This is a genomic window from Streptomyces alfalfae (assembly GCF_004127445.1).
Taxonomy (GTDB): Bacteria; Actinomycetota; Actinomycetes; order Streptomycetales; family Streptomycetaceae; genus Streptomyces; species Streptomyces alfalfae.
The window spans coordinates 63,740-78,924 of sequence record NZ_QEXM01000048.1; the positions used below are offsets into that span (position 1 = coordinate 63,740).

Annotated in this window: 15 protein-coding genes and 1 pseudogene; 11 read left to right on the plus strand and 5 right to left on the minus strand. The window is 73.8% G+C overall.

Annotation, left to right across the window (positions count from 1 at the left end; all coding sequences use genetic code 11):
* Nucleotides 1-61: 61 nt before the first annotated feature.
* Nucleotides 62-184, plus strand: a complete 123-nt coding sequence (locus DCW30_RS37985) for a hypothetical protein (protein WP_257788581.1) — start codon at nt 62-64, stop codon at nt 182-184.
* Nucleotides 185-214: 30 nt separating this feature from the next.
* Here the strand turns inward: DCW30_RS37985 and DCW30_RS36915 are convergent, their stop codons facing one another.
* From DCW30_RS36915 to DCW30_RS29880, 3 genes are all read right to left on the minus strand, one after another.
* Nucleotides 215-643 (minus strand): hypothetical protein, encoded by a 429-nt coding sequence (locus DCW30_RS36915; RefSeq protein WP_076685045.1) that lies wholly within the window; start codon nt 641-643, stop codon nt 215-217.
* Nucleotides 644-794: 151 nt separating this feature from the next.
* On the minus strand, nt 795-1,109 hold the full coding sequence (locus DCW30_RS29875) for an AzlD domain-containing protein (RefSeq protein ID WP_076685044.1): 315 nt from the start codon (nt 1,107-1,109) through the stop codon (nt 795-797).
* A complete protein-coding gene (locus DCW30_RS29880) occupies nt 1,106-1,873 on the minus strand; it encodes an AzlC family ABC transporter permease (RefSeq protein WP_237283393.1) in 768 nt (255 codons plus the stop codon). The genes DCW30_RS29875 and DCW30_RS29880 overlap by 4 nt, the downstream gene beginning before the upstream one ends.
* A gap of 129 nt (nt 1,874-2,002) precedes the next feature.
* Between DCW30_RS29880 and DCW30_RS29885 the strand changes: the two genes are divergently transcribed.
* Entirely contained in the window at nt 2,003-2,587 is a 585-nt protein-coding gene (locus DCW30_RS29885) for a helix-turn-helix domain-containing protein (protein WP_076685043.1), read from the plus strand.
* Between the two features lie 21 nt (nt 2,588-2,608).
* Here the strand turns inward: DCW30_RS29885 and DCW30_RS29890 are convergent, their stop codons facing one another.
* The gene (locus tag DCW30_RS29890) at nt 2,609-3,517 is read right to left on the minus strand and encodes a MurR/RpiR family transcriptional regulator (RefSeq protein WP_076685042.1); all 909 of its coding nucleotides are present in this window, start codon (nt 3,515-3,517) and stop codon (nt 2,609-2,611) included.
* 122 nt (nt 3,518-3,639) lie between these two features.
* Here DCW30_RS29890 and DCW30_RS29895 point away from each other — a divergent pair, with 122 nt between their 5' ends.
* Genes DCW30_RS29895 through DCW30_RS29920 form a run of 6 tightly spaced genes read left to right on the plus strand, consistent with a single transcriptional unit; the run spans nt 3,640 to nt 10,047 of the window.
* A complete protein-coding gene (locus DCW30_RS29895) occupies nt 3,640-4,824 on the plus strand; it encodes a C45 family autoproteolytic acyltransferase/hydrolase (protein WP_076685041.1) in 1,185 nt (394 codons plus the stop codon).
* Nucleotides 4,821-6,479 (plus strand): ABC transporter substrate-binding protein, encoded by a 1,659-nt coding sequence (locus tag DCW30_RS29900; RefSeq protein WP_076685040.1) that lies wholly within the window; start codon nt 4,821-4,823, stop codon nt 6,477-6,479. The genes DCW30_RS29895 and DCW30_RS29900 overlap by 4 nt, the downstream gene beginning before the upstream one ends.
* Before the next feature lie 9 nt (nt 6,480-6,488).
* Complete coding sequence (locus DCW30_RS29905) at nt 6,489-7,442, plus strand: ABC transporter permease (RefSeq protein ID WP_416069404.1); 954 nt, start codon at nt 6,489-6,491, stop codon at nt 7,440-7,442.
* Nucleotides 7,439-8,284: an ABC transporter permease gene (locus tag DCW30_RS29910; protein ID WP_076685039.1), complete on the plus strand. Its 846-nt coding sequence runs from the start codon at nt 7,439-7,441 to the stop codon at nt 8,282-8,284. Before DCW30_RS29905 ends, DCW30_RS29910 begins: the two co-directional genes overlap by 4 nt.
* A gap of 3 nt (nt 8,285-8,287) precedes the next feature.
* Nucleotides 8,288-9,241: an ABC transporter ATP-binding protein gene (locus tag DCW30_RS29915; protein WP_076685038.1), complete on the plus strand. Its 954-nt coding sequence runs from the start codon at nt 8,288-8,290 to the stop codon at nt 9,239-9,241.
* On the plus strand, nt 9,238-10,047 hold the full coding sequence (locus DCW30_RS29920; RefSeq protein ID WP_076685037.1) for an ABC transporter ATP-binding protein: 810 nt from the start codon (nt 9,238-9,240) through the stop codon (nt 10,045-10,047). Before DCW30_RS29915 ends, DCW30_RS29920 begins: the two co-directional genes overlap by 4 nt.
* 1,060 nt (nt 10,048-11,107) lie before the next feature.
* Here the strand turns inward: DCW30_RS29920 and DCW30_RS29925 are convergent.
* Nucleotides 11,108-11,311 carry a cold-shock protein gene (locus tag DCW30_RS29925; protein WP_006138897.1) on the minus strand — a complete coding sequence of 68 codons (204 nt, stop codon included), beginning with the start codon at nt 11,309-11,311 and terminating at the stop codon, nt 11,108-11,110.
* Nucleotides 11,312-11,646: 335 nt separating this feature from the next.
* Here DCW30_RS29925 and DCW30_RS29930 point away from each other — a divergent pair, with 335 nt between their 5' ends.
* The 3 genes and pseudogenes from DCW30_RS29930 to DCW30_RS29940 all read left to right on the plus strand — a co-directional run bounded on the left by DCW30_RS29930 (nt 11,647) and on the right by DCW30_RS29940 (nt 15,151).
* On the plus strand, nt 11,647-12,501 hold the full coding sequence (locus tag DCW30_RS29930; RefSeq protein WP_257788628.1) for a menaquinone biosynthetic enzyme MqnA/MqnD family protein: 855 nt from the start codon (nt 11,647-11,649) through the stop codon (nt 12,499-12,501).
* Nucleotides 12,502-13,028: 527 nt separating this feature from the next.
* Nucleotides 13,029-14,710, plus strand: a pseudogene (locus DCW30_RS29935) (serine/threonine-protein kinase).
* 165 nt (nt 14,711-14,875) lie between these two features.
* A complete protein-coding gene (locus DCW30_RS29940) occupies nt 14,876-15,151 on the plus strand; it encodes a WXG100 family type VII secretion target (protein ID WP_079250035.1) in 276 nt (91 codons plus the stop codon).
* Nucleotides 15,152-15,185 lie beyond the last annotated feature (34 nt).

Sequence of the window (15,185 nt, forward strand, 5' to 3'; positions counted from 1 at the left end):
CCGGGCGGTCCCTTCCGCCTTGTCGGCTCGTTCTCGCCGGTACTCGGGTGGATGCGGCGGCGTGACGTTCGTCATCGGCCTCGGCGACGAACGGGGGACCACCATGCCGGAGGGGACCGAGCGGCCGCGTCCTGCTCGGTTCGAGCAGGCGCTCGCCTGTTTCCGTGAGGCTCGTGAACTGTGAGCTGACCGACCCCGACGACCCGCCGGGGGTCTACGGCGTCATCGTCCACGACGAGGCCGGGACCCACCGCAGCGCCGACGACCTCGGCCCGGACGCCGAGCTGGTCCGGCAGGCCGTCGCGTGCCAGGTGCGGGCCGACGACCCGAGCGCCCTCACCACCTCCACGGCGGCGCCGGCGAACGTCCTGGTGGCCCTGCGCGAGACGGGCGAGGCGCGGGACGTGCTGAAGCGGCTCGGCGTGGAGGTCCCGAGGAACGGCGGGGCCCAGCCGCGCGCCGCCGCGCCGCACGACCTCGGCCTGGCGTACGGGGATCTGGGCGGCCCCGGGGCCGACGAGGCGTACTCCGAGGCGGTGACCGCCCACCGTGCCGTGCTGGACCTGCTGGACGGCGGGAGCGACCCCGGGTGGTACGCCACGGTGCTGCGGGACCTCGGCGACGCCCAGTCCCTCATCACCATGCTGATCGTGCTGGGGCGGGCGGGCGTGCCGGCGGCTCGGAACGCTGGAGGGGGAGGGGCGGGCCGATGGCGCGGGGCCCGCCGAGAGGGAGTCCGCCGACGCGGAGCCCGTGGGGGGGGGGCAGGCCTGGCGGAGGGCGGGGAGCCTCGCCTAGGGGACTCCCGCCAGGCGCAGCAGCGCCGTTGCCGTGGCCGCGCCGACGACGACCAGCGCGAACGGGGCCCTGCGCCAGGCGAGGATGCCGCCGAGGAGGACGCCCGCGGGGCGCGACCAGCCCGCGAAGCCCTGGCCCTCGGTCAGCGCGCCCGTGGCGAGCAGGGCGACGAGGAGCACGGTGGCCCCCACGGTCAGCAGCTCCTGGACGCGGGCGGGCAGATGCACGCGCCCGTGCAGCACGGGTCCGGCCAGGCGGAAGGCGTACGTGCCGGCGGCGAGGACGAGGACGCAGGCGAGCGTGGCGTTCACGAGGCGCTCCCGGGGGCGGTGGTGCGGGGGCGGCGGGGTCCGCGGCGGGCGGCGAGCAGGCCGAGCAGGGCGAGGAGCACCGGCATCCCGGCGGGCAGCAGCGGGGCGGCGGCGACCGCGATGACCGCGCCGGCGGCCGACGCCCGCCGTGCCGCGCCGTCGGCGCGCAGCGCGGGCAGGACCAGGGCGAGCAGGACCGCGGGGAACGCCGCGTCGAGCCCGAACCGGTCGGTGTCGCCGAGCGCCGTGCCGGCGAGGGCGCCCGTGAGGACGCTGACGTTCCACGCCAGGAACAGGCCGATGCCCGATATCCAGAACGCGGCCCTGCGCGCCTTGCCCTCGTCCTGGGCGAGCACGAAGGCGGCCGTTTCGTCGGTGATGAGGTGCGCGCCGATCAGCCGTGCCGCCCAGGAGCGGCCGAGGTCGTCGGCGAGGGCCAGGCTGAACGCGGCGGTACGGGAGTTGAGGAGCAGCCCGGTCGCCGCCGCGGCCACGGGGCCGCCGCCCGCGGTGAGCAGTCCGACCGCGCTGAACTGGGCGGAGCCCGCGTACACGAGCAGCGACATGAGGACGGGCACCCAGAGGGGGAGTCCGCCCGCGACGGCGATCGCGCCGAAGGAGACGCCGACGACGGCGTCGGCGAGCCAGACGAGGGCGATGTCGCGCAGGACGCCGGGCGGGAGGTCGGAGAGGCGGACGAGGGAGGGGCCGGGCGCATGGGCCGTTCGGTCTGGCGAATCGTTTGTTCGGTGTGGCGAACGCATACGTCGTAGGATGGGCAGTGCGGGGTGCGTTCGTCAAGGCGAACGAAATGGCCTTGTGCAGCGAACGGAGTGGCCTCGTGCGGCGAACGGCGTGCGAGGGCGAAGCGTCCTCGATCAGGAGCGAAAGCGATGACCAACGGCACCGGCCCCGGTGGCGCCCCGCCGTCCCGCATGCCCCGCGAGTGGGTCGCCGCGGCGCTGCGCCGCGAGCGTGCGAAGGCCGGGATCTCCCTCTCCGAGCTGGCCAAGCGCGCCGGGATCGCGAAGTCCACCCTGTCGCAGCTGGAGGCGGCCACCGGAAATCCCGGGATCGAGACGATCTGGGCGCTGGCCGTGGCGCTCGGGGTGCCGTTCAGCGTCCTGGTGGAGTCGCCCGCGCCCGAGGTGACGGTGATCAGGGCGGGCGAGGGCCCGACCATGCACGCGGAGAATTCCTCGTACGCGGGCACCCTGCTCTCCGCGGGGCCGGCCGGGGTGCGGCGCGACATCTACCACGGGGCGCTGGAGCCGGGCGCCCCGCGCGAGTCCGACCCGCACATCCCGGGCTCGATGGAACACCTGGTCATCAGCACCGGCCGGCTGCTCGCGGGCCCGCGGGGCGAGGCGGTGGAGCTGGGCCCCGGTGACTACATGTCGTACCGGGGGGACGTGCCGCACTCCTACGAGGCCCTTGAGCCGGGCACGACGTTCGTGATGGTCATGCAGCACGTCTAGCGGCCCGCGCTCCGGCGGCGGTCACTGCTTGCGCGGTTTCGGGGACAGCAACTGCTCGCGCAGTGCGGTCAGTTGGTGCGAGGTGTCGACCGCTCGCGTCTCGTCGAGCGCGGTCAGCGCGAGCAGCAGCGCGTCCGCGACCACCAGGGCGGTCAGCGCCTCGGTGGTGATGCCCGTCGGGGTGTGCGGGGCGGTGAGGACGGCGTCGACCCGCGTGCCGTACAGCTCGGCGAGTTCGTCGGTGACGAGGACGACCCGCGCCCCGACCGCGCGGGCCCGCTCGATCAGGACCGTCAGCTCGGGCAGCGCCCGGCCCGGCTGGAAGATCACCACGGCGTCGCCCGTGCGGATGCCGAGCAGCGCGTCGGCGAGCGCGAAGCCGGTCTCGCCGACGTGGCGCGAGCGGTGGCCGATGCGGCCGAGCGCCAGGGCGAGGTGGCGGGCGGCCAGTTCGGACGCCGCCACTCCGTAGCAATGGGTCTCGGCGGCCTCCGCCAGGGCCTCGACCGCCGTGCGCAGGGCGTCGTCGGGGGTGAGCCTGCGGGCGTGCTCGATGCGCTCGGCGGCCTCGTCGAAGACGTCGCCCCAGATGTCGCCGAGGTCCCTGCCGACATGCGCGATGCGCCGCTTGAGGCGGACCTCGGGGGCGACCGCCGAGGTGAAGTCGGACGCCAACTCCCGCTTCAGGGCGGGCAGTCCGGCATACCCCAGGCGTTGCAGCGCGCGCACGACCGTGGCGTTGCTGGTGCCGCTGGCGGCGCCGAGCTCCTGGGCGCTGGCGAAGAGCAGGGACTCGGGCGGCGCGCTCACCACGTACTGGGCGACGGCGCGCTCGGAGGCGGACAGCGTCTCCCACTGGTCCCGCACGGCCGCGCGGAGCCGGTCCACCCCGGCGGCGTCCGCCGCCCCCGCACTCTCTGAAATTCCCATTACGGCTATTGACTCTCGTGTGATGGCGGTTACTCTCCTGGGCAACGCATTCCAAGAGGAGAGCATCTCGTAACCGACGTTACAGGACGTCGTCGCGGGACCCTCTCCGCGGTAGGAGAACAATGGCACCCCGCACGCTCCCCGTGATCGAGATCTCCGGCACGCCCACCGAACGCGGCCGCCAGTACGGCGAATCCGTCCGTCCGCGGATACGGGCCGCGATCGGCTACTACGAAGAGGCCTTCGGCCACTCAGCCGGGCTGACCTGGGACCGCGTCACCGCGCGGGCCGCCCGCTGGCTCGACCCGGTCAGCGACTACGCGCCCCACCTCGTGGAGGAGATGCGGGGCATCGCCGACGGCGCGGGCGTCACACTGCTCGACGTGCTCGCGCTCAACGCCCGCGGCGAGGTCATCTACGACCGCTCCTTCGCCGACATGGCCGAGGCATCGCCCGCGGCGGCCGAGGCGTCACCGGGGGCGGCCGACGAGGAACCCGCCGAGGGCTGCACGTCGTTCGCCGCGTACGGGGCGGCCAGCGGCGACGGGCACGTCTACGCGGGGCAGAACTGGGACTGGCGCGCGGGCGTCGCCGACACCGTCGTCATGATCCGGGTCGTGCAGCCGCCGAAACCGACCCTGATCATGCAGGTCGAGGCGGGGCAGATCGGCCGCCAGGGCGCCAACTCGGCGGGCATCGCGCTCAACGCCAACGGCCTCGGCGGACGCTTCGACGACGCGATCGGCCTCCCGCAGACCGTCGTGCGCCGCAGCGTGCTCGACCGGGCGACCATCACCGACGCCCTCGACGTGCTCTGCCGCACCCGCGCCCACATCGCCAGCAACGCCCTGCTCACCTGCCGCGAGGGCTTCGCCATCGACCTGGAGACGACGCCCGCCGGGCACGGCTGGATGTACCCGGCCGACGGCCTCCTCGTGCACGGCAACCACTACCAGGCGGGCGTCCCTGCCGCCCTCGCCGACGGCTACCGGCCCATGTCGTCCGACTCGCTCGTCCGCGTCCCGCGCGCCGAGGAGGGACTGCGGGCCCTGCGCGCCTCCACGGGCCCCGACGAGTCCCGCAAGCTGATCAAGCAGGCGATGTCCGACCACCTCGGCCTGCCCGAGTCGCTCTGCACCCACCCCGACCCGCGCAGGCCCGCCGTCAAGCACTGGGCCACGCTCGTCTCCTCCTGTGTGGACCTGACCACCGGCGACTACCACGTGACCGCGGGCACCCCCTGTGACCGCGACTACCAGCACATGCCCTGGAACCTCTACGACGGCCCGTACGGAGAGTCCTCATGAGCCCCCTGACCGCGCCGGGGCGCCGACGCGCGGCCCTGGCGGGACTCGCCGCCACCGCCCTGCTCGCCACCGCCTCGTGCAGCGGCGCCGACACGGCGGCGCTCGGCGGCGAGCCCGCCGACGCCGCCGAGCTGAAGCTCACCGCGACCACGCCCGCCGCCCACGGGCAGCGCGACCAGGTCGACTGGCTCCTGGAGGACGAGCCCGACTCGCTCGACCTCGACACCCAGGGGTCGAGCGCCGGACGCGTCGTCCTCACCAACGTGTGCGAGCGGCTCTACCAGCTCCAGCCCGACATGAGCATCAAGCCGTTCCTCGCCGCCAAGGCCCGCACGCCCGACGACAAGACGCTGGTCCTGACCGTCAGGGACGGCGTCACCTTCCACGACGGATCGGCGCTCACCGCCGACGACGTGCTGTGGAGCCTGCGGCGGCACGCCGACCCCGACATGGAGCAGGCCGACGAGTTCGGCAACGTCCACTCGATGAGGAAGACCGGCGACCGCGAGATCACCATCCGCTTCAAGGCCCCCGACGCCCTCTTCACCAAGGCGCTCGCCGGCGACGCCGGCATCGTCTGGAACAAGGAGCAGGTCACCGCCTCCGGCAAGGAGTTCGGCACCCCCGGGCAGAGCGACGCGTGCTCGGGCCCGTACGAACTGACCGGCTGGAAGTCCGGCGACTCCCTCACCATCGAGGCGTACGAGGACTACTGGGGCGAGCAGCCCCTGACCCGCCGGGTGACCTTCCGCTGGGCCTCCGACAGCGCCATGGTCAACGCCCTGAAGACGGGCGCCGCCGACGGGACGTACGCCGAGTCCCCGAACACCGCCTCCGCCCTGCGCGGCGCCCAGGGCATCGACCAGCACTACGGCCCCTCCACCGCCTCGCTCGTCCTCATCCCGACCGCCCGCGGCGGCCTGAAGGACCCGCGGATCCGCCGCGCCCTCTCCCTCGCCATCGACCGCGACGGCATCGCCAGGTCCGGCTACGGCGGGCTCGTCCAGCCCTGGGCCACCCCCGTCGGCTCGGGGGCGTGGGGGTACGAGAAGCCGCGGTTCGCCGCCGCCCAGAAGAAGCTGGCCGCGCTGGCCCCCGCCACGCCCACCGCCGAGACGCTCGCCGAGGCCAAGCGCCTGGTGAAGGCCGCGGGCGCGCCCACGGAACCGATCGTCATCGGCACCGACAGCAGCCAGGGCCGCACCGTCGTCGCCAACGCCACGCGCGCCGCGCTCCAGCGGATCGGGCTGAAGGGGCAGATCAAGACCGTGCCCACCGCCCAGTTCGAAGAGTTCTACAGCGACCCCGGGGCCCGCGCCGACATCGACGTCCTGGTGGGCGACTGGTACATCTCCAAGGCCGACCCCATGGGCTTCTACGACAACGGCCTCTCCGACTCCTCCAACAACTGGGTCGGCTTCAAGGACGCCACGTACGACAAGCTCGTCCACCGGGCGCTCGGCGCCCTCGACGACACCCGGCGCGCCGAACTCGCCGTCGACGTGCAGCGCCGCTTCGTGGACGCCGCCGTGTGGATACCGCTCGGGCAGGTGCCGACCGCGCTCGTCCTCGACGACCGCCTGACCGGGCCCCCGGCCTCGCAGTCCTACCTCTACTACCCGTGGGCCGCCCTGCTCGGCCCCAAGAAGGGCTAGGTGCGGGCAATGACCCTGCTCTCCCGGACGGCCCGGCGCCTCGCGGGCCTGCTCGCCACGCTCTTCGCCGCGTCGTTCGTCATCTTCGCCGCCGTGTACGCGGCCCCCGGCGACCCGGCGGTGTTCCTCGCCGGCGGCCGCGACAAGCTGACCCCCGAACGGCTCGCGAGCGTCCGCGCCCAGTACCACCTCGACGAACCGCTGGTCGTCCAGTACGGACGGTGGCTGTGGGACTGCGTCCACCTCGACCTGGGGCGGTCCTTCAAGTACAGCGACCAGGTCGCCGACCTCGTCGCGGCCCGCTTCCCCACCACCCTCCAGCTCGTCGCCTACGCCACGCTCCTCTTCGTCGTCCTCGGCGTCGGCGCGGGCGTCCTCGCGGCGGTCAAGCGGTCCACCTGGGTCGACTCCCTCGTCGTCGGCGGCACGACCCTGGCGGCCTCCGTGCCCTCCTTCGTCGCCGCCATCGCCCTGGTCTCGCTCTTCGGCGTGCAGCTCGGCTGGTTCCCGGTCACCGGCAGCGGCGAGGGGTTCGGCGGCACCCTGCGCCACCTCACGCTGCCCGCCCTGTCGCTGGCGCTCGGCGCGCTCGCCATCATCAGCCGCGTGACACGCCAGGCCATGGCGGACGCCGCCGCCTCCGACCACGTGGAGGCGGCCCGCGCCTCCGGCGTCCCCGAGCGGGACATCATCCGGCGGCACGTGCTGCGCAACGCGCTCGGCCCCATCGTCACCATGTGCGGCCTCGTCATGGCGGGCATGCTCGCGGGCACCGTCGTCGTCGAGACGGCCTTCGGCATCAGCGGCATCGGCTCGCTCCTCGTCGGCGCCATCAACACCCACGACTTCCCGGTCGCCCAGGCGGTCCTGCTGCTCATGGTCACCGGCTACATCGCGGTGACCACGCTGGTCGACCTCGTCCACCCCCTGCTCGACCCCCGCGTGAAGGGAGCCACGACATGACGGCCACCGCTCTCGCCCCGGCCCCCTCGCCCCTGCGCGGCAGACGCCCCCTCGGCGTCGCCGTCGCCGGCGCCTTCCTCGCCCTGGTCGTCCTCGCGGCCGTCTTCGCCCCGCTCCTCGCGCCCTACGCCCCGGACGCCATCGACCTCTCCGCGTCCCTCGTCGGCACCGGCGGCGAGCACCTGCTCGGCACCGACTCCTCCGGCCAGGACCTGCTCTCCCGCGCCCTGCACGGGGCCCGCACCAGCCTGATCGCCCCCGTCCTGCTGCTCGCCGTGGCCGCCGTGCTCGGCATCTCGCTCGGGGTGCTCGCCGCGTGGCGCGGCGGCTGGGTGGACGCCCTGGTCTCCCGGCTGACGGACGTCATGTACGCCTTCCCGGGCCTGCTGTTCACCGTCCTGATCATCGCGGTGTTCGGCGCGGGCATGACCACCTCCGTCCTCGCCCTCGGCCTGGCCTTCACCCCGACGATCGCCAAGTACACGCGCTCCCTCGCCCTCTCCGAGGCCCGCAAGCCGTACGTCGACGCCTACCGGGTGCTCGGCATGGGTGGTGCCCGCATCTGCGCACTCCACGTCGTGCCGAACCTCGGCCGCGCCGTCCTCGGCTACCTCGTGGTCCTCTTCGGCGAGGCCCTGATGTCCCTGGCGACCCTTTCCTACCTGGGCTTCGGCGCCCAGCCGCCGTCCTCCGACTGGGGCCTGATGGTGCAGGAGGGCCAGGCCGCCGTCGTCCAGGGCGCCCTGCTCCCCGCCATGGTGCCCGGCACCGCCATCGCCCTCGTCGTCGTGTCCTTCAACGTGGTCGGCGTCTGGGCCGCCGACCGGCTAGGGAGCAGGTGAGCCATGACGCTCCTCGACATCGCGGACCTCACCGTCCGCATCCCGGGCGCCGCGCGCCCGGTCCTCGACACGGTCACCCTCACCGTCCGGCCCGGCGAAGTCGTCGGCCTGGTCGGCGAGTCGGGCTCGGGCAAGTCGACGACGGCCAAGGCCGCCATCGGACTGCTGCCGCCCGGCGCGACCGCGACGGGACAGGTCCGCTTCGCGGGCGCCGACGTCCTCGGCCTCACCGGCGAACGGCTCCGCGCCCACCGCGCGGGCCCCGTCGGCATGGTCCACCAGGACCCCCGCGCCGCCCTCAACCCGGTGCGCCGCATCGGCGACTTCCTCACCGAACGCGGGGCGACGCGCGCCCGAGCGGCCGAACTCCTCGCGGCGGTCGGCCTGTCCGAGCCGGAACGCCGGCTGCGCCAGCGCCCGCACGAACTCTCCGGCGGCATGCTCCAGCGCGTCGTCATCGCGGGCGCGCTCGCCGCCGAACCGCGCCTGCTCCTCGCCGACGAGGCGACCAGCGCCCTGGACGTCACCACCCAGGCCGAGATCCTCGCCCTGCTGCGCGACCTGCGCGCCACCCGCGACCTGGGCCTGCTCCTCATCACCCACGACCTGCACCTCGCCGCCGCGTACTGCGACCGGGTGTACGTGATGTACGCGGGCCGCGTGGTGGAGGAACGCACCGCCAAGGCCCTCTTCGCGACCCCGGCCCACCCCTACACCCGGGGCCTGCTGTCCTGTTCCCCGACGCTGCGCACGTCCACCGTGGGCGCCCCTGTCCCCCTGACCCCGATCCCGGGCCGCCCGCCGTCCCTCGCGGACGCCTTCGCGGGCTGCCCCTTCGTGGCCCGCTGCCCGGTCGCGGAGACCGCGTGCGAGACGTGGCCGCCGGAGCCGAAAGCCCTGCCGGACGGCGGCACGACGTCGTGCCGCGTACTCCCCGTGGAAGCGAGCCGGACGTGACCGACCACCTGCTGGAGGCGACGGGCCTCACCAAGACGTACGCCCTGCCGGGCGGGGGCCGCCACACGGCCGCCGAGGACATCACGTTCACCGTTCCCCCGGGCGGGGCCCTGGGCATCGTCGGGGAGTCCGGCTCGGGCAAGACGACGGTGGCGCGGATGCTGGTGGGGCTCGTACGGCCCGACAAGGGCGAGATCCGCGTCGAGGGCGGCCTCCGCCCCTCCCGCCCCTCCCGGGGGAAGGCCGCCCGGCTGGCCAGGGCGCGGCAGATCCAGATGGTCTTCCAGGACCCCTACATCTCCCTGGACCCCCGGCTCACGGCGGAGCAGTGCGTGGCGACGGCCCTGCGCCTGCACGGCAAGGCCGAGTCCGCCGCTGCGCTCCTGGACCGGGTGGGCCTCGGCACGAGGGAGGCGCGGGCCCGCCCGAGGGAGCTCTCCGGCGGCCAGCGCCAGCGCCTGGCGATCGCGCGCTCCCTGGCGGTGGACCCCAAGATCCTCGTCCTCGACGAGGCGGTGGCCGCGCTGGACGTCTCGATCCAGGCCCAGATCCTGCGACTCCTGGAGGAGATCCGCAGGGACACGGCGGTGGCCCTGGTCTTCGTCAGCCACGACCTGGCGGTGGTCCAGCACGTGACGGACGAGGTCCTGGTCATGCGCAGAGGCAAAGCGGTGGAACACGGCCCGACCCAGAGGGTCCTGACGGCCCCGGAAGACCCCTACACCCGCCTCCTCCTGGCCTCGGTCCCCACGGAAGGCTGGAACCCGTCGGACGCGGTGCGGGCGCGGGCGGCGTTGCCGGGGTGAGAGCTGCCGGGGGGCGGGGGCTTGTGTCGGCTGCGGGCGGGGGCGGGCGGTGAGCCGGTCCCGGCGGGTCAGGGTGCCCCCGCAGGCCGGGGCGGCGTAGGCCTGGGCGAGCCGGGCGGCGCTCTGAGGCGGGCGGTGCTCCGAGTCGGGCGGTGCTCCGAGTCGGGCGGTCAGGCGGGCCGCAGGCCTGGGGGCGTAGGCCTGGGTGGGTCGGGCGGTGCTCCGGGCCGGGCGGTCAGGTGGGCCGCAGGCCTGGGCGGGCCGCGCCCTGCGGGTCGGGATGCCCCGCAGGCCGGGACGGCGAGCCGGGCCCGGCGGTCAGGGCGGCGAGGGCTGGGTCGGCGTAGGCCGGGTGGACCTGACGGCGAGCCAGGCCAGGCGATCGGGTGGGCCGGAGGCCAGGGTGCGCCGCAGGCCGGATCTGGCGGTGAGCCGGTCCCAGCAGTCAGCGGGCCACAGGCCATGGGACACCGCGGACCGCACCGGCTGGTCAGGCGGCCCACCGGCCGAGCTGGGAGGCTGCAGTCCAAGGCGCGCCGCAGCCCGAGCCGGGCGACGAGCGAGGCGCGGCAGTCATGCGGGCCGCAGCCCGGGGCTGTGTGAGGCCGAGGTGGGCCGCAGGCCTGGACGGGCCGGAGGCCGGGGCCGCGCGGGCCGGGCGGTGGGCCAGGCCAGGCGATCAGGTGGGCCGCAGGCCGTGGCCCGGGCCGGGCGGTGCGCCGCACCGGGGGGTCAGGCGGCCCACCGGCCGAACCGACCGGCCGCAGTCGAAGGCGCGCCGCAGGCTGAGCCGGGCGACGAGCGAGGCCAGGCGATCGGGTGGGCCGCAGGCCAAAGCGGGCCGCAGGCTGAGCCGGGCGGCGAGCGAGGCGCGGCAGTCATGCGGGCCGCAGGCCAAAGCGGGCCGCAGGCCAAGTGTGCTCAAGGCCCAGGGGCCAGAAAAGGCAGGAGCCCCGCTTCCCCCGTTCACACGGGGGAGCAGGGCTCCTTGGGTACTGCATCCATGTCCGGATCAAGTCACCGGAGGGAATCACACGCCCCACTCACGTGGGGCGTCCGATCACATCGGGGTGACGTTCTCCGCCTGCGGACCCTTCGGGCCCTGCGTCACGTCGAAGGAAACGGCCTGGTTCTCCTCAAGGGAGCGGAAGCCGTTCGCGTTGATCGCGGAGTAGTGGACGAAGACGTCCGGGCCGCCGCCTTCCTGGGCGATGAAGCCAAAGCCCTTTTCAGCGTTGAACCACTTCACGGTTCCGGTAGCCATAAGCCCTCCTTGGGCCAAAGGGTTGCCCTGCTCCAGAACCAGCGATTGTTTAAACAACTGCATAAGTCTGAAAACGACGAGAGCCTGCGGGTCACATGCTCCGCAGGCTCTGTACTGCAAGGGAAACCAAACTGCAACTTGCGGCGAGCTTAGCACGCAGACCGGGGAATGCAATAGGGGGCAAGATCACGTCACCCGGATGTTTGACGTGGCCCCCAGTGGGGTTGACGAGACCCGCGAGGGACCCGACGGCCACCCCGCACCGCAGGAGGGCTAGCCTCGCCGATGTGGACAATTCTCCCCTGGACGCCTTTGCGGGGGCAGGCGCCGAACAACTGCCCGACTCCCCTCGCACCCCCCGGCCGCGCGTCGGCCACATCCAGTTCCTGAACTGCATGCCCCTCTACTGGGGCCTCGCACGGACCGGAACCCTCCTCGACTTCGAGCTGACGAAGGACACCCCGGAGAAGCTCAGCGAACAGCTGGTGCGCGGCGAGCTCGACATCGCTCCCGTCACCCTGGTCGAGTTCCTGAAGGCCGCCGACGACCTGGTCGCCTTCCCCGATCTGGCGGTCGGCTGCGACGGCCCCGTCATGTCGTGCGTGATCGTCTCGAAGGTCCCTCTCGACCGGCTCGACGGCGCCCGCGTCGCGCTCGGCTCGACCTCGCGCACCTCGGTCAGGCTCGCCCAGCTCCTGCTCGCGGAGCGGATCGGCGTACGGCCCGACTACTACACCTGCCCGCCTGACCTGGGCCTGATGATGCGCGAGGCGGACGCGGCCGTCCTGATCGGCGACGCGGCGCTGCGCGCGAACCTCATCGAGGGCCCGCGCCTCGGCCTGGACGTCTACGACCTGGGCGAGATGTGGAAGGAGTGGACGGGCCTGCCGTTCGTCTTCGCGGTCTGGGCCGCGCGGCGCGACTACGCGGCGCGTGAGCCGGAGGTGGTGCGCCAGGTGCACCGCGCGTTCCTCGCGTCCCGCGACCTCTCGCTGGAGGAGGTCACGAAGGTGGCCGAGCAGGCCGCGCGCTGGGAGTCCTTCGACGCGGCGATCCTGGAGCAGTACTTCACGACGCTCGACTTCCGCTTCGGCGCCGCACAGCTGGAGGGCGTCACGGAGTTCGCCCGCAGGGTGGGGCCGACGACCGGGTTCCCCGCGGACGTGCACGTGGAACTGCTGGGCTCCTGAGCCCTCGCGGGACGGTCGTTTCCGGAAGCGGGACGCATTCACGGCCCACTCCCGGAACCCACTGTTCCGTTACGCCGGGCCGCGGTTCTCGCCGAATTGCGGCGGCGGCCCGGCGGATATCGCGATATCCCTTCGGGCGTAATAGTTCTCGGCGTCCGTATTGCGCACGAACGTCATCCCGGTGAACGGCGCCCCTCACCCGACTTCCGCCGGACGAGCGCCCCGGCGGGCAGCCGAGGGGAATTGCGCCCCGGCCGCGGGCCGGACCATGGGCTGGGCAATGGGTACGGCGACGGGCAAGGCGATATAGCGCATATCGGCCCGGTATTGCCCCCACCTGGAAGCCGACGGACGACGGAGAGGCCCCCTGCGCCGGGCGAGCGGCGCGGGCCCCGCCCGCGCACCCGCCCGGCACTACGCTGATCCGCAGGGACGGACAGGAAGCGCGGTCCGCGTGGGCGGCGCGCGGGTCCACAGGGGTACGACGCGCCGGGTGACCCGCGGCGCGTCCGGGGGAGGACAAGGCCATGCGTCCGCTCGAAGCCGAGGAACCCACCACGATCGGCCCCTACCGCCTGCTCGGCCTGCTCGGCGCGGGCGGCATGGGCCGGGTCTACCTCGGCCGCAGCGAGGGCGGCCGCACGGTCGCGGTGAAGGTCGTGCATCCGCACTTCGCGCTCGACGAGGAGTTCCGCGCCCGCTTCCGCCGCGAGGTGGACGCCGCGCGGCGGGTCGGCGGCGACTGGACGGCGCCCGTGCTCGCGGCGGACCCGGAAGCGGTCGTGCCGTGGGTCGCCACGGGGTACGCGGCCGGGCCCTCGCTCACCGAGGCGGTGCGGGAGAGCGGCCCGCTGCCCGCCCACTCCGTACGCGTACTGGGCGCGGGCCTCGCCGAGGCGCTGGCGCACGTCCACGGACTCGGCCTGGTCCACCGCGACGTGAAGCCGTCGAACGTCCTGCTCACCCTGGACGGGCCGCGCCTCATCGACTTCGGCATCGCGCGCGCCACGGACGGCACGGCCTCGCTGACGTCCACGGGCGTCTCCATCGGCTCGCCCGGCTACATGGCGCCGGAACAGGTCCTCGGCAAGGCCGTCGCCGGAGCGGCGGACGTCTTCTCGCTGGGGGCGGTCCTCGTCCACGCGGCGACGGGGGAGTCACCCTTCCCCGGCGACTCATCGGCCGCGCTGCTCTACAAGGTCGTCCACGAGGAGCCCGAACTGGGGGCGCTCGCCGGTGATCTGCGGGACCTCGCGGCGGCGTGCCTCGCGAAGAACCCGGCGGAGCGGCCGGCCCCGGGGGAGGTGGCCCGCCGCCTGGCCCCCGGGGGCGCGGCGGCGCCGGTGGCGGCGGGCTGGCTGCCGGGCCCGGTGGTGGAACGGGTGAGCCGCAGCGCGGTACGGCTCCTGGACCTCGACACGGGGCCGGGCACGGCAGCCGCCGACGCGCCGTCGGGCCCCGTGCCGTTCACCCGTCCCTCGACCCGGCGGCGGGCACGTTCGGCCCACCGGACCCGTCGTACGCGGCGTCGCCGGGCCCGTCGTGCGCATCCCCGCCGGAGAACGCCCCCATCCCGCCCGCGAACGCCCCCGCGACCCCTGAGCGGACCACCCGCCCGCCCGGCAGACTCTCGCTCTCGGTGGCCGCGGCCTCCGCGCCCGAGGGCCCGAACGGCCGCGGCCGCAGGGTGAGCTGCACGGTCGCCCTGGCCGTGGCGGGAGCGCTGGCGGCCGTGACGGTCGGCTCGGTGTCCGTGCTCGACCTGCTGCCGGGGAACGGCGACGAGAGGGCGGGAAGCGACGGACAGCCCCCCGCGGCGACGAGCGCCCCCCGGCCCTCCGACGCGGCGGGCGCCGACGGCGTCCCCGAGCCCTACCTCGGCAAGTGGAGCGGCAGGGCGGAAGCGAACGGCGGCACGATCCCCCTGGGCACCTTCGAGGTGACCCTCCATCAGGCGCAGCCGGGCTCCCGCCTCGGCAAGGTCGTCCAGCACGACCTGGTCGGCCAGACCTGCACCGACGTACTCACCCTCAAGTCGGCCACCCCCACCCGTCTCGTGGCCACGGCCGAGGGCGCCCCCACGAACGGCGCCCAGTGCGCCCAGACCCCCCACACGATCTACCTGACCCCCGAGGCCAAGCACCTCACCTACACATCGAAGGACCCGAAAGCGGGCAACCCCCGGGCCCGGCTTTCGCGGGCGGGGTGAACCGCGGGACGGAAGCTTTCAAGTCACCTGTGAGCAGGGCCCCGTGCGGCCCGCTTCGTTGCAAGGGTGCGACAAAGGGACCACTTTTCGCGGCCGGAGCTGGTGCGGTAGCGTCCCGTGTGACACTCGAGTTCGTTTGCGTTAGTGACACGGGGAGGAAGCCAGATGTCGGACATCGACCGCGGTGCAAAACTTGAGAAGCTTCAGAAGCTCTACGAAGCCTTCCAGAAGAAGGAGACCGAGGTCCGTGACCTGATCTCGCTCCTGGACGGTCAGGCCAACGACAGCCATGGCTTCTGGGCGGGCCCCGGCGCCAACCGGTTCCGCGACGAGTGGCGTGACTTCAAGCCGCAGGTCAACAAGCTGGCTGACTCGCTCCACGACGCGTACAAGTCGGCCAAGAACAGCCACGACAGGATCGAGCAGGCCACGAACGTCTGATTCGTGCGTGTGTGTAAGCCGGTGCGACCGTTGA

Coding starts and splice junctions, on each gene's coding strand:
- DCW30_RS29915 (WP_076685038.1), top strand. CDS start 8,288: ATGACGCTCCTCGACATCGCGGACCTCACCGTCCGCATCCCGGGCGCC.
- DCW30_RS29890 (WP_076685042.1), bottom strand. CDS start 3,517: ATGGGAATTTCAGAGAGTGCGGGGGCGGCGGACGCCGCCGGGGTGGAC.
- DCW30_RS29900 (WP_076685040.1), top strand. CDS start 4,821: ATGAGCCCCCTGACCGCGCCGGGGCGCCGACGCGCGGCCCTGGCGGGA.
- DCW30_RS29925 (WP_006138897.1), bottom strand. CDS start 11,311: ATGGCTACCGGAACCGTGAAGTGGTTCAACGCTGAAAAGGGCTTTGGC.
- DCW30_RS29940 (WP_079250035.1), top strand. CDS start 14,876: ATGTCGGACATCGACCGCGGTGCAAAACTTGAGAAGCTTCAGAAGCTC.
- DCW30_RS29905 (WP_416069404.1), top strand. CDS start 6,489: ATGACCCTGCTCTCCCGGACGGCCCGGCGCCTCGCGGGCCTGCTCGCC.
- DCW30_RS36915 (WP_076685045.1), bottom strand. CDS start 643: ATGGTGATGAGGGACTGGGCGTCGCCGAGGTCCCGCAGCACCGTGGCG.
- DCW30_RS29880 (WP_237283393.1), bottom strand. CDS start 1,873: ATGCGTTCGCCACACCGAACAAACGATTCGCCAGACCGAACGGCCCAT.
- DCW30_RS29895 (WP_076685041.1), top strand. CDS start 3,640: ATGGCACCCCGCACGCTCCCCGTGATCGAGATCTCCGGCACGCCCACC.
- DCW30_RS29885 (WP_076685043.1), top strand. CDS start 2,003: ATGACCAACGGCACCGGCCCCGGTGGCGCCCCGCCGTCCCGCATGCCC.
- DCW30_RS29910 (WP_076685039.1), top strand. CDS start 7,439: ATGACGGCCACCGCTCTCGCCCCGGCCCCCTCGCCCCTGCGCGGCAGA.